We start from the raw sequence: 24,352 nt of genomic DNA, 5'->3' as shown, positions 1-24,352 counted from the left end.
CCCGACCTCGGTCCTTGGCACAATCGACAGTCGTCCCAAGGTAATCCGCATGTCCTATCAGGTCCTCGCCCGCAAGTGGCGCCCGCGCAAGTTCTCCGAACTGGTCGGGCAGGAACACGTGGTCCGTGCGCTTACCAACGCGCTCGACTCCGGTCGCATGCACCATGCCTACCTGTTCACGGGTACGCGAGGTGTCGGCAAGACCACCATCGCCCGCATCTTCGCCAAGTCGCTCAACTGCGAACGGGGCGAATCGGCCGATCCCTGTGGTGAGTGCGCCGTCTGCACGGCCGTCGATGCAGGGCGCTTCGTCGACCTGCTGGAAATCGACGCGGCCAGCAACACCGGTGTCGACGACGTCCGTGAGGTGATCGAGAACGCGCAGTACGCGCCTTCCCGCGGTCGCTTCAAGGTCTACCTCGTCGACGAGGTGCACATGCTCTCCAAGCCGGCATTCAATGCGTTGCTGAAGACGCTTGAAGAGCCGCCGCCGCACGTGAAATTCCTGCTGGCCACCACCGACCCGCAGAAACTGCCTGTGACGGTGCTGTCGCGCTGCCTGAAGTTCAACCTGAAGCGCCTGCTGCCCGAGCAGATTTCCGGGCAGATGCGTCACATCCTCGGTGCCGAGGCCATCGAGTTCGAAGACGAGGCCATCGTGGAGCTGGCCCATGCGGCCGACGGCTCGTTGCGCGACGGCCTGTCGCTGCTGGACCAGGCCATTGCCTATGGGGGCGGCGCGCTGCGTGCCGGCGACGTGCGCGCCATGCTCGGCAGCGTCGAGCGCGGGCAGGTGCTGGGTGTGCTCGACGCCCTCGCCGCGGGCGACGGCGCGGCGCTGATGGCCGAATCCGACCGCATCGCCTCGTTCTCGCCCGATTTCGGCGGCGTGCTCGATGATCTGGCGACCGTGCTTCATCGCATCCAGCTCATGCAGCTCGTGCCGGGCTACCGGGGCGAGGAAAGCGACGAGGGGCTGGCCAGCCTGGCCGAACGCCTCACGCCGGAAGACGTCCAACTCTATTACCAGATCGCCACCTCGGGCCGTCGCGAACTGCCGATGGCGCCCGATGCGCGCATCGGCTTCGAGATGGTGCTGCTGCGCATGTACGCATTCCGCCCCTCGGAATCCGATGCGTCCGTCAGCGCACCTCCGGGGCCTGCGCCAAGGGCCGTACCCGCCGTAGCGGCGGCTCCGTCACGTGCCGCCCCCGTCGCCGCGCCAGCCCCCGCCCCTGCACCGGTTCAGCGGCAGGCGCCTCCGGCGCCCGCGCCGGTCGCTGCGGCTCCGGTCTCCGCACCCGCTCCGGCCGCACCGCCACGCCCCCTGGCGACTGGTCCGGACGGCCTGCCCGACTGGCATGACGTGGTGGAGCGCGCCAACCTGCGCGGCCCCATCGGCCAGCTGGCGCAGAACTGCTCGCTGCGAGGCATCGAAGGCGAATCGATGGTGCTGGCGCTGCAGCCCTCGCACATGCATCTGGCGGTGGAACCACTCACCAGCCAGATGGAAGAAAAAGTCTCGCAGGCCCTGGGTCACCGCGTGCGCTTCCGCTTCGTCGCTGACGCCGGCGGTAACGCTGCCGCAGGCAACCTCGCCACGCCGGCCGAGCGCCGTGCACAGGCCGCCAGCGATGCCCAGGCCAATGCGGAGGCCTCCATGGAGGCCGATCCGCTCGTACAGACGCTCAAGCGCGAATTCGACGCGCGCGTCATCCCCCAATCGATCAAACCCGTGGAGCCAGGAACATGAAAGGTCAAATCGGTCAGCTGATGCAGCAGGCCCAGCGCATGCAGGACGAAATGAAGCGTGCGCAGGAAGAACTGGCGAAGACGGAAGTCACCGGCAGCGCGGGTGGCGGCCTGGTCACCGTCACGATGTCCGGTGGGCACGAAGTGCGCTCGGTGCACATCGATCGCCAGGCCTTCGCCGACGATGCGGAGATGGCCGAAGACCTGGTCGCCGCTGCGATCAACGATGCCGTGAACAAGATCGCCGAACTCAGCCGTAGCCGTCTGGGTGGCGTCACCGCCGGGCTGAACCTGCCCGCCGGCTTCAAGATGCCGTTCTGAAGATACGTCGATGAGCAACGGCTCCCGACTGCTCGGCGAACTCATCGATGCCCTGCGCTGCCTGCCGGGTGTCGGTGCGAAGAGTGCCCAGCGCATGGCCTTCCACCTGCTCGAACGCGAGCGGCAGGGAGGCATGCGCCTGGCATCCGCGCTGGAAACGGCGATGCGTGACGTGGGTAACTGCACGCGTTGCCGCAATTTCAGCGAGACGCCGGTGTGCTCGCTCTGCGCCAGCAGCAGCCGCGACAAGCAGGTGCTGTGCATCGTGGAGTCGCCTTCGGATCTCGCCGCCATCGAGCAGGCCACGGGCTATCGCGGGCACTACTTCGTGTTGCTCGGCCGCCTGTCACCGCTGGATGGGCTGGGTCCGGACGAGCTGGGCCTTCCGCTGCTTGTCGAACGCCTGGCGGAAGGAGAGGTGGAGGAAATGATCATCGCCACCAATCCGACCGTGGAAGGCGAAGCCACCGCGCACTACATCGGGCAGCTGGCGAAGGCGGCGGGCATCCGCGCCACACGCCTGGCCCATGGCGTGCCGCTTGGCGGCGAGCTGGAATTCGTCGACAGGGGCACGCTGGCGCATGCGTTCGGCAGTCGTCAGTCGCTTGGTTGAATACGCAAGGAAACCGCATGACCGATACCATTTTCGCCAAGATCATCCGCCGCGACATTCCAGCCAACATCGTTTTTGAAAACGGTGACGTGCTGGGCTTCGTCGATCTCAATCCGCAGGCTCCGGTGCATGTGCTCTTTATCCCGAAGCGGGCGATCGCCACGCTCGATGATGCGGCGCCGGCGGATGCCGAACTGCTCGGCAAGCTGCTGCTTGCGGCGGCGGAGTACGCCAGGGAGCAGGGTTTTGCGAAGGATGGCTACCGCACGGTGATCAACACCAACTCGCACGGTGGACAGACGGTGTATCACATCCACGTGCATCTGCTGGCGGGCCGCCAGATGACCTGGCCACCGGGCTGACCCGGCATTTGTAGGAGCGCGCCTTGCGCGCGACCGGGTGTTGCGATGTACTTGATCATTCCCGCACACCCGGTCGCGCGCAAGGCGCGCTCCTACAGAAACAGCAAGAAAAAGCCGGCTTTCGCCGGCTTTTTCTTGCGGATCGATCAGCGATGCGGAACCGGTCGCGGCACGATGATCGTGCGTGGGCGGTACCAGAACGGATCGCCCCACGGGCCGTAGTACGGACCCCAGCCCGGGCCCCAGCCCGGACCCCAGAACGGGTCGTAGAAGCCTGGCGGGTAGCGGTTCACCGGAACGCGCTTCGGCCACAGGTAGACCACATCGGCCTCGACGCGCGGATAGGCGTAGTCGAAATCGCCGACCTTCTGCGTGATGGCGCCATGCAGCGTACCGGTGACGGTGATCTCGCGACCACGGACGAATACTTCCGGATCGTAGAAGCCATCACGGCAGGCCACGAAGCGGCCCTGGGTGTCCTGCTTGCTGGCAGTGGGGCGGGCTTCGCTGTCGAGCGGTTCGGAGAGCACGTAGAAGCAGGTCTGCTGCGGACCCGGCTCCGTCTTGATGATCTCGCCGCCCCAGCGGACCTTGGCACCAGGGGCGCCGCCTTGCTGGGCGCCGGCGGTGGATACATCGTTGAACTGGCCCTGCAGCGGCTGCGGCACCGTGGCGCAGGCGCCAAGAGCCAGAGTCGCGGCGGCAAGAGCCAGCGGTTTGAACATGGACATGTCACATCTCCCAGAGGCACCGGGCACGGCCGACGCCATGCCCCTTATTTGACCACGCGGCGCGCACTTAATTCCCTTACCGCGTGTCCGAATGCTCTGATCGATTCAGGCGGCGGTTCGTCGTGGGCGTAGCGCGACCGCAAGTAAAGCTCGTTCAACCTTTCCAAGGCATTTCGCTGGGCTGGCAGGGCGCGGGCCGCACGGGCGAGGAAATGCTTCGGACCTTCACCGGTTCGACGAACGACGCCAGCCCGTGCGAGCTTGCGCTCGAGACGTCGCATCCACGCATCCAGTGCGTCGCCTTCACGTCGCTGGAAGACCGCCCAGCCCAGGGCGATGGCGACCAGCAGCGAGCAACCGATGGCCAGGACCACGGCCAGGTCGGTCACGTCGGCGCGGTCGACTCCGAAGGGTTGGAGCAGGCTCTGCTGACGCAAGCTGTCGAAGCCGATAACGCCCCGGTTCCACCATTGGTTGACGACATCCCAGCGGTTCCGCAAGTTGCGAATCCAGCCGATATCCAGCCATCCATCGCGCTGGCTTCCTGCTGCCGCAGCTGCGCCGAGCTCGACCCGTTCGGGGCGAACGGCGGCGGTGGGGTCCACGCGGACCCAGCCTCGTCCTTCGAGCCATACTTCCGACCACGCATGTGCGTCCGAACGACGCACCAGCAGATAAGCGGCGCTGCTGTTCCAGTAGCCACCCTGATATCCCGTGACGACACGCGCGGGTATGCCGGCGGCACGCATGAGGAAGGTAAAACTCGACGCAAAGTGCTCGCAGTAGCCTGCCTTTGTCTGGAAAAGAAAATCGTCGATGCGATCGGCGCCCAGGGGATCGGGGGCGAGCGTGTAAGAGAAGCTGTCGTGAAACAGGGCCAGTGCCGCTTGCACGATGGCGGCGTGGTCGCTGCCGAAGCGTTGGGCCCATGAACTTGCGAGTTCGCGTGCCTTGGGCCCTGTACGCAGAGGCAGTTGCAGGTTGTCCTGCCGTACGTCGTCGTCCAGCGAGGCTTCGAAGCGATAGTCGGTGGCGGCCATCGCTGCGATGCTCATCACGTCGTCGATGCGACGATTCGCAAGCACGGTGTGATCCGGGCGCAGCACGGCGTCCTGCGGGGCCATGGTCGGGAGGTCCAGCATCGGGACGATGCGATCGTGAGTCGGTTCGATCGATGCGTGGTAAGCGATGCGGTGCCCGTAGTCGGCGGCAGCAGGCGGTCGTCGGGTTGCACGCGATCCCGGCGTCCACTCGGTGCCGTCGAAAAACTGCATGGTGTAGGCGCGGAAATAGCGCTGGTTATTGGCCGGCGGTGTTCCGTCGAAGGTGACCCGCAGTGCCGGCGTATCGTCGGTCATCAGGTCGAGCATGTTGCCCGGCGACAGGCGCCCGGAGAGTCCCGTCGTGGCCTGGCCGCTGTCAGGCGTGCCCCATAACGGACTGCCGAGGCGTGGAACGAACAAGAATGCAAAGACCGCCAGCGGCACCGATGCGAGCAGGGCGAGTACGACGGGTTGCCATGCGGCGCGCCATCGATGGGTGTCTGCGTCAGGGTCTTCGAGCAATCGTAGCGTCGCCAGGGCGGGCAGCAGTCCGAGGCTGACGAAGGCACTGGCGATGAGTCCCTGGTCGAACAGCAGGGCACTCATCAGCCCGAAGCAGGCAAACGCGATGCCGACCCTCGCATCGCGCAGGCGCTCGCTTTCCAGGAGCTTCAGTACCAGCAGCCCCACCGCGAAGGCGCTGCCTGGATCGCGCCCGAACAACGTGCCGTAGTGCGCGATGATGCCGCCAAGCAGCAGCGCTAGCAGGGGAACCCGGATCAGCGCCGTAACCTTGCCACCTCCGCTGCGTCGATGCTGCCAGCGAAGAAACAGCACGATGCCGAGTCCGGCGGTCAGCCACCACGGAAGATGCGCTGCGTGCACGAGCAGCACGAAGCCCATGGTGAGACACAACAGATCGAACGCGTGTCGGCCGATCGTCGGCTCACTGGGGGATGGGCGGGAGCGGAACAATCCGATCATGGGTGCAGGGCAAGGGCCGTCATGCAGCGGTGGTAATGCTCGTCGCCCTGGGCGATATCGAAGAAGGCATCGGGCAGGCGCAGGCTCCAGCGCCTGCCGGTGTCACGGGCCTCATCCACCCAGCGAGCCAGGCGGGCGATGCGTGATTCGTCGTCGAGTCCGTGCATGGCGTCCCAGTCCAGGCGCCAGTCTTCGCGAGGCGCGGGCTGTTCGAGATCCTTGACCAGCAGGCCATGATGACGGGCGCTCAGCTTCCAGGCGATCTGCCGGCGCGGGTCGCCCGCGCGGTATTCGCGCAGCGCCGCCAGCTCGTCACCGGGTCGGGGGCGACCGCGATCGGCATCACCACTGGGAACGGCCGGCGCCGGTCCGAAGGCCTCCGGACGCGGGTATACCAGGACGGCACGCTCGGGATGCAGCCAGCTCCAGGCGCGGAACAGTCCCATGGGCCAGCGGGTATGCAGCCGCATGCGTGGCAGGGGCTGCCAGCCACGAAAGGACGTGTCGAGCTGGAATTCGGCAGGGACGGGCTTCCCCGGATGCACGGTGAAGACATGTTCCTTGCCCTCCACATCCAGCCGTATGGCGGTCCGGATGCGTTGCGACGCCGAGACGTCCAGCGACACCCGCACCGGTTCACCGGCGTGGACGCTGTCCGAGCGCAGGCTGCCGATGACCAGGCCGTTGAGGGTGCGAAAGGCCACCAGCATGCTGCCCACGGCGGCGGCGCCCAGCAGGCAGGTCAGCATCAGCGCTGCGTTGTTCGTGTAGTTGAGCGCGCCGACCAGCATCACGGCCAGCAGCACCGAGAAGCCGATGCCAAACCCCGTCGGCACGATATAGATGCGCCGACGATGCAGATGGATGGGCAGCGGCTCCCGTGCACGCAACCGGGTAAGCGACGGCAGGCGTCGCTCCGCCCAGGCAAGCAGGCCGCGCCGGTTCATCAGGGCACCGCGGTATCGGCGAGGATGGCGCGGGCAATGGCCTCACGGTGGGCACTGCGGGCTGGCACCAGGCGATGGGCTGCCGCCGGTACGAACACGGCCTGCACATCTTCCGGGATAACGTAGGTACGCCCGCTGAGCAGCGCCCAGCTGCGCGATGCCGCCAGCAGGGCAAGACCGGCGCGTGGTGACAAGCCTACTCGCACTTCGTTGTGCTTGCGGCTGGCACCCAGCAGGGCCTGGAGGTAATCCAGCAGGCTGCCGCTGGCGGTGACCGCGGGTACGGCAGCATGCAGCTGGGCGATGGAGGCAGCATCGAGGCGGGGCTTGAGATGACCCATCATGTCGCGGCGATCCTCGCCGGTCAGCAGTGCACGCTCGGCGACCGGGTCGGGGTAGTCCAGGCTGAGGCGGAGCATGAAGCGGTCGAGCTGCGAATCGGGCAGAGGAAAGGTGCCCGCCAGATCGAGAGGGTTTTGCGTGGCGACGACGAAGAAGGGCCGGGGCAGGGTATGCGTCGTGCCGTCGACGGTGACCTGGCCTTCCGCCATCGCTTCGAGCAGGGCGCTCTGCGACTTCGGCGTGGCGCGGTTGATCTCGTCGGCGAGCAGCAGGCTGGTGAAAATGGGGCCCGGGTGGAAGCGGAACTCGGCGGTCTCCCGTTCGTAGACGCTGACGCCGATAATGTCGGAAGGAAGCAGGTCGCTGGTGAACTGGATACGCTGGAAATCGAGGTCGAAGGTGGCGGCCAGTGCATGTGCCAGCGTGGTCTTGCCGACGCCGGGTACGTCTTCCAGCAGCAGGTGGCCACCGGCCAGCAGGCATGCAAAGGCGAGTTTCACCTGTCGGGGTTTGCCCAGCAGTACGCCATTGACCTGCGCAAGCGCGGCATCGAGACGATGCCGGAGCATTTCATCGTTGAGCGGAGTCGTAGCTGACATGATCGGAACGTGCGCCCCGGGGGCGGGTCCTGTCGATGGGTGAGCGGTCGAGTGTAGCGGCGCCTGCGAGCGCCTGGCGAGGCGCATTCCTCATCCTGTTCGTTTCGACCTTCGTCGTGCGATGGGTGATCGCATGCCTGTTGTCGCCGTTTGGTGACGAAGCCTTCTACTGGCAGGAAAGTCTCTCGCCTGCGTGGGGCTATAGCGACCTGCCGCCGATGACGGCATGGCTTATCGGCATCTCCGAGCTGGTCTTCGGCCATGGCCTGTTTGCCATGCGTCTGCCGTTCCTGCTCATCGGGGCGGTGATTCCGTGGCAGGTACGCGCGCTGGCACGCACCCATGGCGGGGATGCTGCGGGCTGGCAGGCCGGCATGCTCGCCCTTTGCCTGCCGCTGGCGGGCAGTCTCGGTGTGCTGGCGTTGCCGGATGTGCCACTGACCTTCGCGATCCTTCTGGCAGCGCAGGGGCTTGCGAATGCGCTGGATCGCGACGGCTGGAATGACTGGATTGCGCTCGGCCTGGGGCTGGCGCTTGCATGGGCCACGCACTATCGCGCGGCCATGGCCATGCTGGCGGGCCTCGTGTTTCTCCTGGCTACACCGCGGGGCAGGGCCTGCTGGCGCAACAGCGGGCTGTGGCTTGCGCTGGGTATCGCAACGCTGGGGCTCGTTCCCATTCTTCTCTACAACCTGCAATCGCACGGCGCGGGCGTTGCGTTTCAGCTGGTAGAGCGCAACCCGTGGAGCTTCCATGCGGATGCGCTGGTGCAGCCGCTGGAGCAGGCCATCGCATGCACGCCACTGGCCTGGTTGCTACTGCTCTGGTCGTTGTGGCGTGCATGGGTGGGACGTGAGCGTGCACCAGGCGACCTGGTGGCAGTCATCGCGGGTACCTTCATCATCGGCTACTTCGTGCTGGGCCTTTTTGCCGACGATCTTCGTTTCCGTGCGCACTGGCCGTTGCCGGGCTATCTGTTGCTGTGTGCCGTGCTGCCCGCGCAGCTGGCGGGGGCGGGGCGCGCGTGGCGACGATTTGCCGTCGTGGGATTTGCGCTGGCATTTGCAGGACTGTGTGGCGGATTCGTCTACCTCGGGCTGGCGGCTTCTACGAATGGCGCACGGGTGCTTGCCAATGCAAAGGCTTTCCCGTCGAACTTCACCGGCTGGCGTGAGAGCGGCACACTCGTGCGCAACGAACTGCTGCATGACAGCGGCGCGCTGGTGGTGGCCGACAACTTCATGCTCGCGGCGGAACTGCGCTTCGAGCTCGGTGGCCCGCGCGCCATCTATTCGCTGGACAGTCCACTCAACGTCAAGCACGGACGGGCGCCACAACTTGCCAGCTGGCGTCTCGATGAATCGGCCTTGCATGGTCAGGCCGGAAAGCGGCTACTACTGGCAGTGGACGAAACCGCCCTGCGCGAGCGCGAAACGAAAGACTGGCTGGATTCGATCTGTTCGCGGGTCGAGATCATCCGGCCGCTGGCAAGAGCCGATCTGTTCGACGGACGTCGTCGCATCGCGCTGTACGAGGCCAGGGCGCGCGCCGCACGATCCGATGCCGGGCCGCCCGACCAGTGCATCGTATGGATGGCCGCCTGGCGCGCGTCCAGCCGCTGAGTGGCGATCTAGGGCAGGGGGATGCCGGCCTTGCGCAGCAGTCGCGAGGTAGCGATCAACGGCAGGCCCACGAGGGCGGTCGGGTCCTCGTTGACGATCTTCTCGAACAACGCGATGCCCAGGCCCTCGCACTTGAAGCTGCCTGCGCAATCGAGCGGTCGTTCGCGTTCGACGTAACGCTCGATGTCCGCCTGGGTCAGTTCGCGGAAACTCACGCGTGTTTCGTCCACATGCAGCAGGGCGTCGCCCTGGGCGTCGATGACGCACACTGCGGTATGGAAGATCACCTCGCGCCCTGAGCTGGCGGCCAGCTGGCGATGCGCGGCATGCACGGTGCCCGGCTTGTCGAGCACCGTGCCGGCCAGGTCGGCGACCTGGTCGGAGCCGATCACCACGGTCCCCGGTCTTGATGATGCCACCGCCCGCGCCTTGGCTTCGGCCAGGCGCGCGGCGCGTGTGGCGGGGGCTTCGTTGGTACGGTGATCCTCGTCGGTGCCCGGTGAGGCCTGTTCGAAATGTTCGAGCAGACGGCGGAGCAGGCCGGCGCGATAGTGCGACGTGGAAGCCAGGATGACGGTCGGGGGCGTGGCCAAGATCAGAAGTCCCTGTGGATGTGTTCGCGCACGGCAGTATCGAGGGCCGCCTGCGCATCGTCGAGGGCGCGCAGGCGTGGTTCCAGGCGCTCGCGGGCGCGAACCAGCGCGTTCACTGCATCGTCGAGTTCGCGCTGGCTGGCGGCGGGCGCCTTGTCGCGGATCCACAGGCGCTGGCTGAGCAGGGCGCGCAGGCCCGAATCCACGGCCTGTCGGGCCTCCACCTCGCCGCTGGCGGGCAGTTCGGGGTGGGTGGACATCACGGCGTGGGCACGCTGTAGCCGGTCGCGACAATCCTTGAGATCGGCTTCCAGGCGGTCGGCGTGGTCGTGGAGGTCCTGCAGGGCGCCGCGGCGTCGCCGGATGCGCTGATGGCGGAACACCCAGGCGCAGAAAGCCAGGGTCACCAGGATGGCGGCCACAAGTGCATAATAAACAAAGGAAAACACGCTGCCTCTTCCCCCTGGGGGCGCGCTACGGCAAACTGCCGGCCGGGCAAAGAGTCTGCCCGAAAGCCGCCAAAAGGCGCAAAAGTACCTTTGACCGGCCTAACCGGTTGACTTCAGGGATGTTGGTGCCTACCATTTCGCGATTATGTCCGTGACTTTGCCATCGTCCGTGGACGCTTGGCGCGAAGTTCGTGCGCGGCGTTCGTTCCAGGGTCAGCTCCCCGTGTCGGCGCTCAGGCGCCTCGGCGAGGTGGTCGCGTCGCCCGAGGGTGACGTAACCTATGAGCTCGATTTCGGTCGGGACGAACTCAGTGTCGCCTATGTGGCGGTGCGTGCCCGGGCAACGCTCATGCTGGTGTGCCAACGTTCGCTGGAGCCCTTCGCGCTTCCGGTGGAGGTCGACACCCGCCTTGGGCTGATCGTCGAAGAGCGTGAGGAAGCCTCGCTTCCGCCCGGCTACGAACCGCTCCTGCTCGAGCAGGACGGCAAGCTGGATCCGCTGGCCACGATCGAAGATGAACTGCTTTTGGCGCTGCCCCTGGTTCCGGTCAATCCGGACTACGAGTTGCCCGAAGATACGACTGGACCCGACGAGGACGAAGTCCCGCCGTCGGAAACGACAGAAAACCCGTTCGCGGCGCTCCGCGAACTCATGAAGAAGTAATTTCGCTGGAGATTCGCCATGGCCGTTGCCAAGAGCCGCAAGACCCCGTCCACCCGCGGCATGCGCCGTTCGCACGACGCGCTGAAGACCGTTCAGCTGTCGACCGACCCGACCAGCGGTGAAGTCCACCTGCGTCACCACGTGACCAAGGATGGCTACTACCGCGGCAAGAAGGTCATCGACACCCGCGGTGCGGTGGAAGTCGAAGACTGATCTTCCCGTAAAGGGACGATTCGGCAAACGGCGCGGAAACGCGCCGTTTTGCGTTTCTGAAAGCCACCAAACCCACGCGAATGGTGCATTCGCCCATGGGTTGCTGGCACCATGCGCGGTTTGAAGTCCCCGGAACCGCTACGCATGTCCCCAACCAGCGCCTCGCTCGCCATCGTCTTCCCCGGCCAGGGTTCGCAGTCCGTCGGCATGCTCGCCGACCTGGCCGCTGCCCACCCCGAAGTCAAAGCCACCTTCGACGAGGCGTCGGAAGGGGCGGGTGTCGATCTCTGGGACATCAGCCAGAACGGCCCCGAAGAAAAACTCAACAGCACCGAGAACACGCAGCCGGCCCTGCTGGCCGCCAGCGTGGCCGTGTGGCGTGTGTACCTGAAGCAGGGCGGCCAGCGGCCGGCCTATCTGTCGGGTCACAGCCTGGGCGAATACAGTGCCCTCGTCGCCGCCGGCGCCATTTCCCTGAAGGATGCCGCCGGCCTCGTCGCCGAGCGCGGCCGCCTCATGCAGGCCGCCGTGCCGGCGGGCGTGGGTGCCATGGCCGCCATCCTTGGCGGTGACGACGCCCAGATCGCCCAGGTCTGCGAAGAAGTCGCCCAGGGCCAGATCGTGGCCCCGGCCAATTTCAATTCCCCCGGACAGCTCGTCATCGCCGGTCATGCCGAGGCCGTGGATCGCGCGCTGGCCCGCCTGGCCGAGCTGGGTGTGAAGAAGGCCGTGAAGCTTGCCGTGTCCGTGCCTTCGCATTCCATGCTCATGCGTGATGCTGCCGACCGCCTTGGCGAAAGGATGGCCGCCATCGAGTGGACGATGCCTTCGATCCCCGTCGTGCAGAATGCCGATGCGAAAGTGCATGCCTCGCTCGACGATATCCGTGGCGCCTTGCAGCGCCAGCTCTACCTGCCGGTGCGCTGGACCGAATGCGTGCAGGCCCTGGTTGCGAACGGCATCACCCAGGCGCTGGAATGCGGTCCGGGCAAGGTGCTCGCGGGCCTTATCAAGCGCATCGACAAGTCGGTCGAGGCGAAGGCGATCGGCGCCCCCGCCGAACTCGACGCCGCCGTGGCTGGCTGACCCCCTTTCATCCGCAAGGAAACTCCCATGACCCATTCCCTCAAGGGTGAAGTCGCCCTGGTCACCGGTGCGAGCCGCGGCATCGGTGCCGCGATCGCCGATCGCCTCGCTGCCCTCGGCGCCACCGTGTATGGCACTGCCACCAGCGAAAGCGGTGCGCAGGCCATCGGCGAGCGTCTTGCTCCGCACGGCGGACACGGGCGCATGCTGAACGTCACCGACGGCGCATCCATCGATGCACTGATCGATGCGATCGGCAAGGAATCCGGCGCCGTATCCATCCTCGTGAACAATGCGGGCATCACCCGCGACCAGCTCCTCATGCGCATGAAGGAAGAGGACTGGAGCGCCATCATGGATACCAACCTCACCTCGGTGTTTCGTGCATCGAAGGCCGTCATGCGCGGCATGATGAAGGCCCGCAAGGGTCGCATCATCAGCATCGCCTCGGTCGTCGGCATCACCGGCAATCCGGGACAGGCCAACTATGCCGCCGCCAAGGCCGGCATCATCGCCTTCTCGAAATCGCTGGCCCGTGAGATTGGTTCGCGCGGCATCACCGTGAACGTGGTGGCGCCCGGCTTCATCGACACCGACATGACCCGTGCCCTGCCCGAAGAGCAGCGCGAGGCGCTCCTGTCGGGTATCGCCCTGGGCCACCTGGGCCAGAGCGAGGACATCGCCGAGGCCGTGGCCTTCCTGGCGTCTCCGGCGGCGAAGTACATCACCGGTGAGACGCTGCACGTCAACGGTGGCATGTACATGCCCTGACGGGCACCCGCCCCACGGGGCGGCATGGGCCGGGGGTGTCGCCACCGGCCCATTTTTGAGAGACAATCGTCATTTCGCGTCCGGTGTCATCTTGGTCCGGGCGTTATCCACGTCACGGCGGCGTGTTGGCGGGCCGATGCCTCAGCCACTACAATGCCGCCGGATTTTCCCCTCGGGAGGTTAAGGCAACATGAGCACCATCGAAGAGCGCGTCAAGAAGATCGTCGTTGAACAGCTGGGCGTCAAGGAAGATGAAGTCACTGCGAACGCCTCGTTCGTGGACGATCTGGGCGCCGACTCGCTCGATACCGTCGAGCTCGTGATGGCCCTCGAAGAAGAATTCGAGTGCGAGATCCCGGACGAAGAAGCCGAGAAGATCACGACGGTCCAGCAGGCTGTCGATTACATCAAGGCTCACGTCAAGGCCTGATCGTACCAATGGTCGTCGATCGGAGGCATGGCCTCCCGTCGATCTCCGAGCGACACGGAAGCTGCGCCATCATGGCGCAGTTTTCGTTTCCGCATTTCGTAACCTGCGCTCGCGTATGGTTGCGCGGAAGCAACAAAGGATGAGAGCACATGAGTAAGCGACGTGTGGTAGTGACCGGCATGGGTATCCTGTCGCCGGTCGGCAACGATCTCGCCACCGCCTGGAAGAATGTCGTCGATGGTGTGAGCGGTATTGCACCCATCCAGCCCCTCGAGGGCGTCGACTGGAGCAAGTACGCCACGAACATCGCTGGCGAAGTTCGCGATTTCGATCCTGTGGAAGCCTATTTCGCAGGCACCGATGCGCCGGACGATGAAAGGCGCTCCATCGCCAAGGACTTCAAGCGGATGGATCCGTTCATCCACTACGGCATCGTCGCGGGCGTGCATGCGTTCCGTCAGTCGGGCCTGAAGGTCACCGACGAAAATGCCGGTCGCATCGGCATTGCAGCCGGCGCTGGTATCGGTGGCCTGCACACCATCGAAGCTACGTCCGTCGAACTGCGCGACAAGGGCCCCCGCAAGGTGTCCCCGTTCTTCGTGCCCAGCTCCATCATCAACATGGTGGCCGGCAACCTGTCGATCTACCTCGGCATGAAGGGCCCGAACATCGCTCTTGTGTCTGCATGCACCACGGCCGCGCACAACATCGGCATGGCCATGCGCCTCATCCAGTACGGCGATGCCGACGCGATGCTGGCAGGCGGTGCGGAATTCGCCACCACGCCGACCGCCATGGCGGGTTTCTGCTCGGCCAAGGCCATGTCCACGCGCAACGACGATCCGACGCACGCCAGCCGTCCGTGGGACACCGACCGCGACGGCTTCCTGCTGTCGAACGGCGCCGGCATGCTGATGCTCGAGGAATACGAATTCGCCAAGGCGCGCGGTGCCAACATCCTTGCCGAGATCGTCGGCTTCGGCATGAGCGGCGACGCGTACCACATCACCGCACCCAGCGGTGATGGCGCCGAACTGGCCATGCGCAACGCGCTGCACGATGCCGGCCTCAAGCCGGAAGACGTGCAGTACGTAAACGCGCACGGCACGTCCACGCCGGTGGGCGACCTTGGCGAAGCCAAGGCCATCCGCAACGTCTTCGGCGAACACGCCACGAAGAAGGGGCAGTTCGCGGTCAGCTCCACCAAGTCGGTGACCGGTCACCTGCTGGGTGCGGCCGGCGGCGTGGAAGCCATCTTCTCGATCCTGGCGCTTCGCGACGGCATCATCCCGCCGACGATGAACCTCGAAAACGTCGATCCGGAAGTCGCGGCGCTGGGCATGGACCTCGTGCCGAACAAGGCGGAAAAGGCCGACCTCCAGGTCGCCATGTCCAACTCCTTCGGTTTCGGCGGCACCAACGGTACGCTCGTCTTCCGTCGCGCCTGACGTTGGCTTTCGTTACGCGAACCCTGGCCGGCCGGCGCGATCTCCTCGCGCCGGCCGCGTCATATCCGAAGCGCTATCCAGCCCTGCTGGCCAGTGCCGTGACCGGTACGCCGCAGGCACGCTTCGACATCCTTTTTGCCGGCGGCGACGCTTCGCTGACGTTGCGCAACGATGGTTCGCTCGTGGATGAGCAGGGCCAGTCCGTCGACGGCAGTTTCCTTGCCGCGCTCGATGGCCGGTGGTCATCGCTGCATCGTCCGCGCGTGGATGACGGCCTGCCATTCCATGGTGGCTGGTTCGTCTATCTCGGTTACGAGGTGGTTGGCCAGATCGAGCCGTCGCTTGCATTGCCACGCAGTCGCGGTGAGGTGCCCGTGGCATGCGCCCTCCGCACACCCGCTGCGGCGATCGTCGATCATGTCGAAGGGCTCACCATCCTGATCGCCGAAGAAGGCGAAGAGGCATGGCTCGACCGGCTTGAGGCCGACATCGCCCAGTCCTTGCCCGACCTGCATCTTCCCTTGCCGGTCGTCGTGGACGAAGACGAGCCCGGACATTTCATCGATGGCGTGCTGCGCATCCACGAACACCTTCGTGCGGGCGACGTTTTCCAGGTAAACCTGTCGCGCCGCTGGGTGGCCCGTTTTGAAGAAGCGCCCAGGCCTGCGGCACTCATGCGCGCATTGCGCAGCGCGAATCCCGCGCCCTTTGCCGGCATGCTGCAACGTCCCGGCTGGGCCATCGTCAGTTCGTCACCGGAGCGTCTCGTGGAATCCCGCGATGGCGTACTCCAGACGCGACCTATTGCCGGTACGCGCCCGCGCCTTCCCGGCGACGATGATGCAGCGCGCATCCGCGAACTCACCGCGCATCCGAAGGAGCGCGCGGAGCACGTCATGCTCATCGACCTGGAGCGCAACGATCTCGGTCGCGTGAGCGTGCCGGGTAGCGTGAAGGTCGATGAACTGATGGTGGTGGAAAGCTACGCACACGTTCATCACATCGTGTCCAATGTGCGCGGTCGCGCGCGCGAAGGCGTGACACCGGGCGACGTCATCGCTGCAACCTTCCCCGGCGGCACCATCACGGGCTGCCCGAAAGTCCGTTGCATGCAGATCATCGGCGACATCGAGAACGAGCCTCGCGGTGCCTATACGGGAGCCTTCGGTTATCTCGACAACAACGGCGACATGGATCTGAACATCCTGATCCGAACGCTCACGGCGGAAGGCAAGACGGTATCCCTTCGCGCCGGTGCGGGCATCGTCACCGACTCGGTGCCAGAAAAAGAACTGGATGAAACCCGCGCCAAGGCGCGCGGCCTGCTGCGCATATTTGGTGTGGCATGACGATGCGTCGTTCGGTGAACTTCATCGACGCGGAGATGGTAAGTGCCACCGATCGCGGCTTCACCTATGGCGATGGCCTGTTCGAGACGGTTCGCGTCCATCATGGAAACGCACCGTTGTGGCACCGGCACCTGTCGCGCCTGCATGACGGGTGCGCACGTCTTCATCTGGCACATCCGGACGAAAAACGCCTGCACGCGGAAGTGATGCGGCTTTGCGACGGGCTCGATGATGCCGTCGTGCGGATCACCCTGAGTCGTGGCCCGGGCGAGCGTGGATACGCCTCGCCTGCCGAGCCCCGGCAGACAATCGTCGTGGCGTCGTCGCCCCTGGTGCTGGATAGGGCGGCGCATGAGCAGGGTATTGCGATCCGCCTTTGCGACACGCGCTACGGCGACCAGCCATTGCTGGCGGGCATGAAGCATCTCAATCGACTGGAGCAGGTGCTGGCGCGGGCCGAATGGTCCGATACGTCGCGCAGCGAAGGTCTGATGCGCGATCTCTTCGGCAATGTGATCAGCGCTACTGCTGCCAATCTGTTCGTCGTGCTGGACGGGCGCTTCGTGACGCCGCCTGTCGATCGCTGCGGCGTGGCTGGCGTAGCCCGGGCCGAAGTCATGGCGTGCCGTCAGGTGCGGGTGGAAGCGGTCTCGCTGGAACAACTGGTCAAGGCCGACGAGGTCTTCCTCACGTCGGCGGTTCGCGGCATCCTTCCCGTTCGGGCATTTGCCGGCCGCACCTGGTCGCCCGGTCCGCTGACCCGCGCCTTGCAGACGCACTGGCGCGGCCTCGGGCTGTCGTTGCCCTGGAATGAAGGATCTGACACGTGATCAAGGTTCGTGGACTCGTCGCCTGGCGGGTCGCCCTGCTGACAGTGCTCATCGCGGCCATCGCCGCCGGTGGCTGGCTCTGGTACGACTGGGCGCGTTTTGCGCGAAGCCCACTGGCCGTGCCCGGGCCGGGGCAGAGCATCGAGGTGGCCCGTGGCATGTCGTTCAAGGACATCGTGGGCGCGCTGCGCGAGCGTGGCATCACCCGCAACTCCGACCTGTACTGGCGCGCACTGGCATTCCAGATGCAGGCCTCGGGGCGACTGCATGCCGGCGAGTACGCGCTGCGTGCAGGCATGACGCCTCGGGATCTCATCGGCGACATGGCCAATGGCAAGGTCTTGCAGCGTTACTTCACCATCGTCGATGGCTGGAGCTTCGCCGACCTGCGTCGCGCGCTGGATGCCGTGCCCACCATCGATCACGACCTCGCTGACGTCGACACCACTGAACTGATGAAGCGCCTCGGCACCGAGGGTGAAGACCCGGAAGGACGCTTCCTGCCCGAAACCTACGCCTACGTGAAAGGCGACAAGGAGTCGGCCATCCTCAAGCGCGCCCGCGCGGCGATGGACAAGTTCCTGGATGGCGCATGGCCGGGCAGGGCGAAGGACCTGCCGCTGGCGTCGCCATACGAGGCGCTGATTCTCGCTTCCATCGTGGAGAAGGAGACGGGCAGGGCGGACGAGCGGCCGCGCATTGCCGGCGTCTTCGTGCGCCGGCTGGAACAGCGCATGCTGCTGCAGACCGATCCGTCGGTGATCTACGGCATGGGCGCCTCGTACACGGGCAACATCCACAAGAGCGACCTCACCACGGACACCCCGTACAATACGTACACCCGGGTCGGCCTGCCGCCGACGCCCATCGCCCTTCCGGGGCGACCGGCAATCCTGGCGGCGCTGCATCCGGCCGATGGCAAGGAGCTTTATTTCGTCGCCCGCGGCGATGGTAGCCACGTGTTCTCCGCTACCCTCGACGAACACAACCGGGCCGTGGCCTGCTACCAGCTGAAGCGATGCAAGTGACCGATACCCTGCGTGGCCGATTCTTTGTCCTCGACGCTGCCGATCCGGCAGGCCTGTCGATGGGAGCCGTCGCGTGATCGCACGTCCGTGGCATGCCGACGCCTGGGCGCGACTCCAGTCGCGCCGGCAGCGGGACGCCCTGCCGCATGCCTTGCTGCTGGCCGGGCCGGCCGGGCTGGGCAAGCGCGAATTCCTGGCCGCCTTCGTGAAGGGGCTGCTCTGCCAGCATCCCACGGAGGACGGTGAAGCCTGTGGCACCTGTCGCAGCTGCCAGCTGATCGCCGCGGGTACCCATCCCGACGTGATCTCCCTCTCCTTCGGCCTGCGCAAGGACGGCGCCACTCGTAGCGAGATCGTGGTCGACCAGATACGCGAGCTGTCCCAGCAGCTGGCCATGGTCAGCCAGTTTGGTGGCTGGCAGGTGGCCACCATCGATCCGGCCGATGCCATGAACGCCGCCGCCGCCAACGCGCTGCTCAAGACGCTGGAAGAACCCACGCCGGCCACCTTGCTGGTGCTGGTGGCCGACGAACCGGCGCGCCTGCCCGCCACGATCCGCAGTCGCTGCCAGCGCATCGACTTCATGGTGCCCACCCGCGAGCAATCCCTGGCCTGGCTGCGCTCGCTGAGCACCCCCGATCCGGTGGTGGCCCTGGACGCGGCCGGTGGCAATCCCGGCATGGCCCGCGCCTGGGCTACCGATGGTGCCCTGAAGCAGCGCACCGAGGTGCGCAACGACCTGAAGGCACTGGCCTCCGGTCGCGGCGATGCGATGGAAGTCATCAAGCGCTGGCAGGCCGCCGATCCGCAGCGCTACCTGTGGTTCGCTGCCCAGGCGGCCACCGACGAACTCCGTTCCCGGGCCTCCGGCTCGGCCGCTCCGCTGGAAAGCCGGCTGGACGACGAGACGCTGGACGCCTGGTACGGCAAGGCCAACCGGGCCCGCGAGGCCCTGCGTGGTCCCTTGCGGACCGACCTGGTCCTGCTCGAACTGATCGCCGCGTGGCGTTGACGTCTCCTTGACGTCGTTCCCGGCGCTATTCGGGCCTGCGCTTTCATGAAGGCCCTACCGTGACACCTGCTCCTGCCATCGATGCGCGGACCCGCCTGCTGGTGGTTGCGCCCCATCCCGATGACGAAACCCTCGGTGCCGGGGCGCTGATCCGGCATGTGCTTGCGCAGGGTGGTTCGGCCGATGTGCTGCTGCTTACCGACGGTGACAACAATCCCTGGCCCCAGCGCTGGGAAGAGCGCCGCGTATTCATCCGGGCGAAGGACAGGGCAAACTGGGGACGTCGCCGTCGGGGCGAGGTATTGGCCGCCATGGCCCGGCTGGGGCTGGGGCAGTCGCAACTGCATGCCCTTGGCTGGCCCGACATGGGGCTTACCGATGCGCTTCGTTTCCGGCACGGGCCGGCCGTCCATGCCGTCCGCGACGTGATCCTCCGGGTGAGGCCCGGCCTGGTGGTCATGCCCGACCTGGCGGACAGTCATCCCGACCATGGCGCAGCCCATGTGCTTGCCCGGCTGGCCCTCTGGGAAGCAGGCAGCCCTGCCCGAGTGCTGACCTACATGGTGCATGGCCGGAGCGATGGGGGGCACCGGATGACGTTCGACGAGCCGGGCGCCAGTGCCGGCAGCCGGGACATCCGCCTTGCGGCCATGCGCGAACACCGCTCCCAGCTCATCCTCAGCGAGCGCCGCATGCTGGCCATGGCCGGACGCCCCGAGTGCTTCGGTCCTGCGAAGCCCGCGACGGGCGGGGCTGCCCTGCGATTGCCGTGGCGCCCCGGCCATCTGGCCCGGATGCGCCTGCGCCTGTTGCTCGCGGACGGGGAGGGTAGCGTGGTCTGGCCCTGGCACAAGGCGCCACTGGCTCATCGGGAGGGCGCCTGGTGGCTGCCGTTGCGTCAGGTGCCCGGCCCTGCCTTCGTCAAGCTGACGGCCGATCTCGCAACTCCATGGATTCACGACCATTATGGCTGGGCGTGTCGCGATGACGCGGCTTCCGGGCTTGTGGCGCGGGAGCCGGCCTAGCTAGGATGCGGGCATTGGAAGGGGACCCCCTGATGAACGCCGCCGCGCCGCGCCAGGGCATCCTGTCGCTCAAGATCAAAGACGTGAACTCGCTGTACATCTCGTACATGCCGTTCCTGAAGAACGGCGGCCTGTTTGCGCCCACCGCCCAGCGTTACAACCTCGGCGACGAGGTGGCCCTGCTGGTCACCCTGATCGACGAGAGCGAGCGCCTGTCGGTCGCTGGCAAGGTGGTCTGGATCACCCCGGTGGGGGCTCAGGGAAATCGCACGGCCGGCGTGGGCATCCAGTTCAACGAGTCGCCCGAGAGCGAGGCGGCCCGGCAGCGGATCGAAGGCCTGCTCGCGGGCTCGCTCAATTCGGAACGTCCGACCCAGACCATGTGAGGCCCGGGCGCCCGGCCTGTCCGGATGTCTGAAGATCGCGATGGGAAGCACTCGCATTTGCACCAATTAGATGCAGGTTTTTCTCCCATTAAGACTTGTCGCCATACCTGCACGCACTGGTACAATAGATCGGTTCCCCAACGTGAGATTGAGGATCTCCGAAGTCGTTGGCGCGCTTGTCGCGTCGGCACGGACCGATCCATTTGGATCGATTCGAAAAAAGCTTCGGCGCCCCTAGCCGGACCGCTCGTCCCCGTCGACGGTCACTGATGCGCCCAGCGAGGCGCGGAGGTACGCAGCATCGTGCTTGCCCAATATTGGCCCGTCCTGTTGTTCATCGCCGTGGCCACCGGTCTCGGTATTGTCCTGATGGTGCTCGGCATGCTCGCCGGCCCCCGTCGTCCGGACGCCGCGAAGCTCTCGCCCTACGAGTGTGGCTTCGAGGCCTTCGAGGACGCGCGCATGAAGTTCGACGTGCGCTACTACCTGATCGCCATCCTCTTCATCATCTTCGACCTCGAAATCGCCTTCCTGTTTCCGTGGGCGGTGGTGTTCGACAAGATCGGCGCCATCGCGCTGATCGAGATGGCGCTGTTCCTCGCGCTGCTCGTGGTCGGTTTCGCTTACGTCTGGAAGAAGGGAGCGCTCGAATGGGAGTGATGACCACCATCGACCGGGTGATGCACAACCCGGCACCGCTCAACCTCGTCGACGACATCATCCGTCCGAACGGCGACGCCCCGCTGCCGCAGCGCGGTTTCGGCGTCACCAGCGTCGATGCGCTGATGAACTGGGCCCGCACGGGTTCCATGTGGCCGATGACCTTCGGCCTGGCCTGCTGCGCGGTGGAAATGATGCACGCCGGTGCGGCGCGCCTCGACCTCGACCGCTTCGGCGTCGTGTTCCGTCCCAGCCCCCGCCAGTCCGACGTGATGATCGTGGCCGGCACGCTGGTCAACAAGATGGCCCCCGCGCTGCGCAAGGTCTACGACCAGATGCCCGAGCCGAAGTGGGTCATCTCGATGGGCTCGTGCGCCAACGGCGGCGGCTACTACCACTATTCCTATTCGGTCGTGCGCGGCTGCGACCGCATCGTTCCGGTCGACATCTACGTGCCGGGTTGCCCGCCGACGGCCGAAGCGCTGATCCACGGCATCCTGCAGTTGCAGGCGAAGATCCGTCGCACCCACACGATCGCGCGCTAACAGGGCTGCCTCATGAGCGTTAACAACGAGACCTCGCTGGTCGAACGCCTCGCCGCGCGTTTTGGCGACATGCTTACCGTGAAGGTCGAGCGCAACGAAGTCACCGCCGAGGTCGCCCCGCGCGACCTCGTGTCCGTAGCCACCGCGCTGCGCGACGAGGCCGGCTTCCGTTTCACCGTCTACATCGACACCTGCGGCATCGACTACCTCAGCTACGGCCAGACCGAGTGGGATACCGACACCGCCCATGGCGAGAGCTTCTCGCGTGGCGTCGAAGGTGAAGCCGTGGGCCGCTTCACGTGGGCGGACCGTCCGCGCCACGTCGAGCAGCCGCGTCGCTTCGCCGCCGTGATCCACCTGCTGTCGATCGAGCTGAACCAGCGCATCCGCGTGCGCGTGTTCTGCGAAGACGACGCGTTCCCGGTGGTGCCGTCGGTCACGTCGATCTGGCCGGGCGCCGACTGGTTCGAGCGCGAAGCATTCGACCTGTACGGCATCATTTTCGAAGGCCACCCGGACCTTCGCCGCATCCTTACCGACTACGGTTTCGTCGGCCACCCGTTCCGCAAGGACTTCCCGCTCATCGGTAACGTCGAAGTCCGCTACGACGCCGAGCAGAAGCGCGTGGTCTACGAACCGGTCTCGATCGAGCCGCGCGTGCTTGTGCCGCGCACGATCCGCAACGATGCCGACCTCGATCAGGCCAGGGCGGAAGCCGCCGACCGCTGGCGGGAGAACTAAGCCGTGGAAGAAATCCGCAATTACACGATGAACTTCGGTCCGCAGCATCCTGCTGCGCACGGCGTGCTGCGCCTCGTGCTGGAAATGGACGGCGAGACCATCGTCCGTGCCGATCCGCACGTGGGCCTGCTGCACCGTGGTACCGAAAAGCTCGCCGAGTCCAAGCCGTTCAACCAGTCGATCGGTTACATGGACCGTCTCGACTACGTTTCGATGATGTGCAACGAGCACGCCTACGTGCGCGCCATCGAAAACCTGCTCGGCATCGAGGCCCCCATCCGTGCGCAGTACATCCGCACGATGTTCGACGAGATCACCCGCATCCTGAACCACCTCATGTGGGTGGGCTCCAATGCGCTCGATCTAGGCGCCATGGCGGTGTTCCTGTACGCCTTCCGTGAGCGCGAAGAGCTCATGGACGTCTACGAGGCGGTGTCGGGTGCGCGCATGCACGCCACCTACTACCGTCCGGGCGGCGTGTACCGCGACCTGCCGGAGCAGATGTCGAAGTATCGCGAGTCGCCGTGGCACAAGGGCAGCGACCTCAAGCGCCTGAACGCCTGGCGCGAAGGTTCGATGCTCGACTACCTCACCGAGTTCACGAACGACTTCCCCAAGCGCGTCGACGAATACGAACTGCTGCTCACCAACAACCGTATCTGGAAGCAGCGTACGGTGGGCATCGGCATCGTCGACCCCGAGAAGGCACAGGCCTGGGGCATGACCGGCGCCATGCTGCGCGGTTCGGGCATCGCATGGGATCTTCGCAAGAAGCAGCCCTACGCGGCCTACGACAAGATGGACTTCGACATCCCCGTCGGCGTCAATGGTGACTGCTACGACCGTTACCTGGTCCGCGTCGAAGAGATGCGCCAGGCCAACCGCATCATCCGCCAGTGCGTGGATTGGCTGAAGGCCAACCCGGGCCCGGTGATGGTGCAGAACTACAAGGTCGCCCCGCCCAGCCGTGTCGAGATGAAAAACGACATGGAAGCGCTGATCCACCACTTCAAGCTCTTCACCGAGGGCTATGGCGTTCCCGCCGGCGAAACCTACGCCGCCGTCGAAGCGCCGAAGGGTGAATTCGGCTGCTACCTCGTTTCCGACGGTGCCAACAAGCCGTTCCGCGTGCACCTGCGCGCGCCGGGCTTCGCGCACCTGTCCTCGATGGATGCTTTCGTACGGGGCCACATGCTCGCCGACGTCGTCGCGATGATCGGCACCTACGATCTCGTCTTCGGCGAAGTCGACCGCTAAGTCGACGGAGTAAAAGAATCATGAAAGCCACCGGTCATTTCGAGCAGGTGAAGGACGTCGATCCTCTCGTCGTGCTCAACGATCACACGCGCGCCCACGTCGATCATTGGGTGTCCAAGTTCCCGCCGGACCGCAAGCGTTCGGCACTGATCCAGTCGCTCATGGCGGCGCAGGAACAGAACCAGGGTTACCTCACGGACGAACTGATCACGGCGGTCGCGAAGTACCTCGACCTGCCGCCGATCTGGGCCTACGAAGTCGCGAGCTTCTACTCGATGTTCGAGACCTCGCCCGTCGGCCGCAACAACGTCGCCATCTGCACCAACATCTCGTGCTGGCTCAACGGCGCCGAAGGCCTCGTTCGCCACTGCGAGAAGAAGCTGGGCATCAAGACCGGCGAAAGCACCGCCGACGGCCGCATCTACCTCAAGCAGGAAGAGGAATGCCTGGCCGCGTGTGCGGGCGGTCCGATGATGGTCGTCAACGGTCATTACCACGAGAAGCTGACGGCCGAAAAGCTCGACGCGATCCTCGACGGTCTGAAGTGAG

At 65.7% G+C, this 24,352-nt stretch carries 28 protein-coding genes; 22 read left to right on the top strand and 6 right to left on the bottom strand.

Features of this window, described 5'->3' with window-relative positions:
• Nucleotides 1-49 precede the first annotated feature (49 nt).
• The 4 genes from dnaX to HBF25_RS06240 are packed head-to-tail and all read left to right on the top strand — an operon-like array spanning nt 50 to nt 3,048.
• Nucleotides 50-1,753: a DNA polymerase III subunit gamma/tau gene (gene dnaX, locus HBF25_RS06255; RefSeq protein ID WP_166947098.1), complete on the top strand. Its 1,704-nt coding sequence runs from the start codon at nt 50-52 to the stop codon at nt 1,751-1,753.
• On the top strand, nt 1,750-2,073 hold the full coding sequence (locus tag HBF25_RS06250; RefSeq protein ID WP_166947097.1) for a YbaB/EbfC family nucleoid-associated protein: 324 nt from the start codon (nt 1,750-1,752) through the stop codon (nt 2,071-2,073). Before dnaX ends, HBF25_RS06250 begins: the two co-directional genes overlap by 4 nt.
• 10 nt (nt 2,074-2,083) lie before the next feature.
• Nucleotides 2,084-2,686, top strand: coding sequence for a recombination mediator RecR (gene recR / locus HBF25_RS06245; protein ID WP_166947096.1), 603 nt, complete (start codon nt 2,084-2,086; stop codon nt 2,684-2,686).
• A 17-nt stretch (nt 2,687-2,703) separates the two neighbouring features.
• The gene (locus HBF25_RS06240; protein WP_166947095.1) at nt 2,704-3,048 is read left to right on the top strand and encodes a histidine triad nucleotide-binding protein; all 345 of its coding nucleotides are present in this window, start codon (nt 2,704-2,706) and stop codon (nt 3,046-3,048) included.
• A 146-nt stretch (nt 3,049-3,194) separates the two neighbouring features.
• On the opposite strand, the gene HBF25_RS06235 is transcribed toward HBF25_RS06240, so the two are convergent.
• The 4 genes from HBF25_RS06235 to HBF25_RS06220 are packed head-to-tail and all read right to left on the bottom strand — an operon-like array spanning nt 3,195 to nt 7,694.
• Nucleotides 3,195-3,779, bottom strand: coding sequence for a Slp family lipoprotein (locus HBF25_RS06235; protein WP_166947094.1), 585 nt, complete (start codon nt 3,777-3,779; stop codon nt 3,195-3,197).
• Between the two features lie 44 nt (nt 3,780-3,823).
• Nucleotides 3,824-5,806 carry a transglutaminase TgpA family protein gene (locus tag HBF25_RS06230; RefSeq protein WP_166947093.1) on the bottom strand — a complete coding sequence of 661 codons (1,983 nt, stop codon included), beginning with the start codon at nt 5,804-5,806 and terminating at the stop codon, nt 3,824-3,826.
• The gene (locus tag HBF25_RS06225; RefSeq protein ID WP_166947092.1) at nt 5,803-6,753 is read right to left on the bottom strand and encodes a DUF58 domain-containing protein; all 951 of its coding nucleotides are present in this window, start codon (nt 6,751-6,753) and stop codon (nt 5,803-5,805) included. Before HBF25_RS06225 ends, HBF25_RS06230 begins: the two co-directional genes overlap by 4 nt.
• Nucleotides 6,753-7,694, bottom strand: coding sequence for an AAA family ATPase (locus HBF25_RS06220; RefSeq protein ID WP_166947091.1), 942 nt, complete (start codon nt 7,692-7,694; stop codon nt 6,753-6,755). The genes HBF25_RS06225 and HBF25_RS06220 overlap by 1 nt, the downstream gene beginning before the upstream one ends.
• A 116-nt stretch (nt 7,695-7,810) precedes the next feature.
• Here HBF25_RS06220 and HBF25_RS06215 point away from each other — a divergent pair, with 116 nt between their 5' ends.
• Nucleotides 7,811-9,316: a glycosyltransferase family 39 protein gene (locus HBF25_RS06215; protein WP_341778049.1), complete on the top strand. Its 1,506-nt coding sequence runs from the start codon at nt 7,811-7,813 to the stop codon at nt 9,314-9,316.
• A gap of 8 nt (nt 9,317-9,324) precedes the next feature.
• On the opposite strand, the gene HBF25_RS06210 is transcribed toward HBF25_RS06215, so the two are convergent.
• Nucleotides 9,325-9,915 (bottom strand): Maf family protein, encoded by a 591-nt coding sequence (locus tag HBF25_RS06210; RefSeq protein ID WP_166947330.1) that lies wholly within the window; start codon nt 9,913-9,915, stop codon nt 9,325-9,327.
• Nucleotides 9,912-10,358 carry a hypothetical protein gene (locus tag HBF25_RS06205; protein ID WP_166947089.1) on the bottom strand — a complete coding sequence of 149 codons (447 nt, stop codon included), beginning with the start codon at nt 10,356-10,358 and terminating at the stop codon, nt 9,912-9,914. Before HBF25_RS06205 ends, HBF25_RS06210 begins: the two co-directional genes overlap by 4 nt.
• 223 nt (nt 10,359-10,581) lie before the next feature.
• Between HBF25_RS06205 and HBF25_RS06200 the strand changes: the two genes are divergently transcribed.
• The 17 genes from HBF25_RS06200 to nuoE all read left to right on the top strand — a co-directional run bounded on the left by HBF25_RS06200 (nt 10,582) and on the right by nuoE (nt 24,351).
• Nucleotides 10,582-11,022 carry a YceD family protein gene (locus HBF25_RS06200; protein WP_341778048.1) on the top strand — a complete coding sequence of 147 codons (441 nt, stop codon included), beginning with the start codon at nt 10,582-10,584 and terminating at the stop codon, nt 11,020-11,022.
• 18 nt (nt 11,023-11,040) lie between these two features.
• Nucleotides 11,041-11,235, top strand: coding sequence for a 50S ribosomal protein L32 (gene rpmF, locus HBF25_RS06195; protein WP_144910343.1), 195 nt, complete (start codon nt 11,041-11,043; stop codon nt 11,233-11,235).
• Nucleotides 11,236-11,379: 144 nt separating this feature from the next.
• A complete protein-coding gene (gene fabD, locus HBF25_RS06190) occupies nt 11,380-12,321 on the top strand; it encodes an ACP S-malonyltransferase (RefSeq protein WP_166947087.1) in 942 nt (313 codons plus the stop codon).
• Nucleotides 12,322-12,348: 27 nt separating this feature from the next.
• Nucleotides 12,349-13,092, top strand: a complete 744-nt coding sequence (fabG, locus tag HBF25_RS06185; protein WP_166947086.1) for a 3-oxoacyl-ACP reductase FabG — start codon at nt 12,349-12,351, stop codon at nt 13,090-13,092.
• A 190-nt stretch (nt 13,093-13,282) separates the two neighbouring features.
• Nucleotides 13,283-13,522, top strand: a complete 240-nt coding sequence (gene acpP / locus HBF25_RS06180; RefSeq protein WP_045827801.1) for an acyl carrier protein — start codon at nt 13,283-13,285, stop codon at nt 13,520-13,522.
• A gap of 149 nt (nt 13,523-13,671) precedes the next feature.
• Nucleotides 13,672-14,970 carry a beta-ketoacyl-ACP synthase II gene (gene fabF, locus HBF25_RS06175; RefSeq protein ID WP_166947085.1) on the top strand — a complete coding sequence of 433 codons (1,299 nt, stop codon included), beginning with the start codon at nt 13,672-13,674 and terminating at the stop codon, nt 14,968-14,970.
• A 2-nt stretch (nt 14,971-14,972) separates the two neighbouring features.
• A complete protein-coding gene (locus HBF25_RS06170) occupies nt 14,973-16,319 on the top strand; it encodes an aminodeoxychorismate synthase component I (RefSeq protein ID WP_243853097.1) in 1,347 nt (448 codons plus the stop codon).
• A complete protein-coding gene (pabC, locus tag HBF25_RS06165; RefSeq protein WP_166947084.1) occupies nt 16,316-17,149 on the top strand; it encodes an aminodeoxychorismate lyase in 834 nt (277 codons plus the stop codon). The genes HBF25_RS06170 and pabC overlap by 4 nt, the downstream gene beginning before the upstream one ends.
• On the top strand, nt 17,146-18,177 hold the full coding sequence (mltG, locus tag HBF25_RS06160; RefSeq protein ID WP_166947083.1) for an endolytic transglycosylase MltG: 1,032 nt from the start codon (nt 17,146-17,148) through the stop codon (nt 18,175-18,177). The genes pabC and mltG overlap by 4 nt, the downstream gene beginning before the upstream one ends.
• Before the next feature lie 73 nt (nt 18,178-18,250).
• The gene (gene holB, locus HBF25_RS06155) at nt 18,251-19,189 is read left to right on the top strand and encodes a DNA polymerase III subunit delta' (protein ID WP_166947082.1); all 939 of its coding nucleotides are present in this window, start codon (nt 18,251-18,253) and stop codon (nt 19,187-19,189) included.
• Nucleotides 19,190-19,248: 59 nt separating this feature from the next.
• Nucleotides 19,249-20,214: a PIG-L deacetylase family protein gene (locus HBF25_RS06150; protein ID WP_341778047.1), complete on the top strand. Its 966-nt coding sequence runs from the start codon at nt 19,249-19,251 to the stop codon at nt 20,212-20,214.
• Between the two features lie 32 nt (nt 20,215-20,246).
• A complete protein-coding gene (locus HBF25_RS06145; RefSeq protein WP_166947081.1) occupies nt 20,247-20,600 on the top strand; it encodes a PilZ domain-containing protein in 354 nt (117 codons plus the stop codon).
• Between the two features lie 303 nt (nt 20,601-20,903).
• On the top strand, nt 20,904-21,260 hold the full coding sequence (locus tag HBF25_RS06140) for an NADH-quinone oxidoreductase subunit A (RefSeq protein WP_166947080.1): 357 nt from the start codon (nt 20,904-20,906) through the stop codon (nt 21,258-21,260).
• Nucleotides 21,251-21,805, top strand: a complete 555-nt coding sequence (locus tag HBF25_RS06135; protein ID WP_166947079.1) for a NuoB/complex I 20 kDa subunit family protein — start codon at nt 21,251-21,253, stop codon at nt 21,803-21,805. Before HBF25_RS06140 ends, HBF25_RS06135 begins: the two co-directional genes overlap by 10 nt.
• 12 nt (nt 21,806-21,817) lie before the next feature.
• Nucleotides 21,818-22,546, top strand: coding sequence for an NADH-quinone oxidoreductase subunit C (locus HBF25_RS06130; protein ID WP_166947078.1), 729 nt, complete (start codon nt 21,818-21,820; stop codon nt 22,544-22,546).
• Nucleotides 22,547-22,573: 27 nt separating this feature from the next.
• Complete coding sequence (locus HBF25_RS06125; protein ID WP_208392470.1) at nt 22,574-23,803, top strand: NADH-quinone oxidoreductase subunit D; 1,230 nt, start codon at nt 22,574-22,576, stop codon at nt 23,801-23,803.
• A 20-nt stretch (nt 23,804-23,823) separates the two neighbouring features.
• Nucleotides 23,824-24,351, top strand: coding sequence for an NADH-quinone oxidoreductase subunit NuoE (nuoE, locus tag HBF25_RS06120; protein ID WP_166947076.1), 528 nt, complete (start codon nt 23,824-23,826; stop codon nt 24,349-24,351).
• Nucleotide 24,352: the final 1 nt, after the last annotated feature.

The sequence above is a fragment of the Luteibacter anthropi genome, assembly GCF_011759365.1.
Classification (GTDB): Bacteria; Pseudomonadota; Gammaproteobacteria; order Xanthomonadales; family Rhodanobacteraceae; genus Luteibacter; species Luteibacter anthropi.
This window is presented reverse-complemented; position numbering and strand designations above follow the sequence as displayed.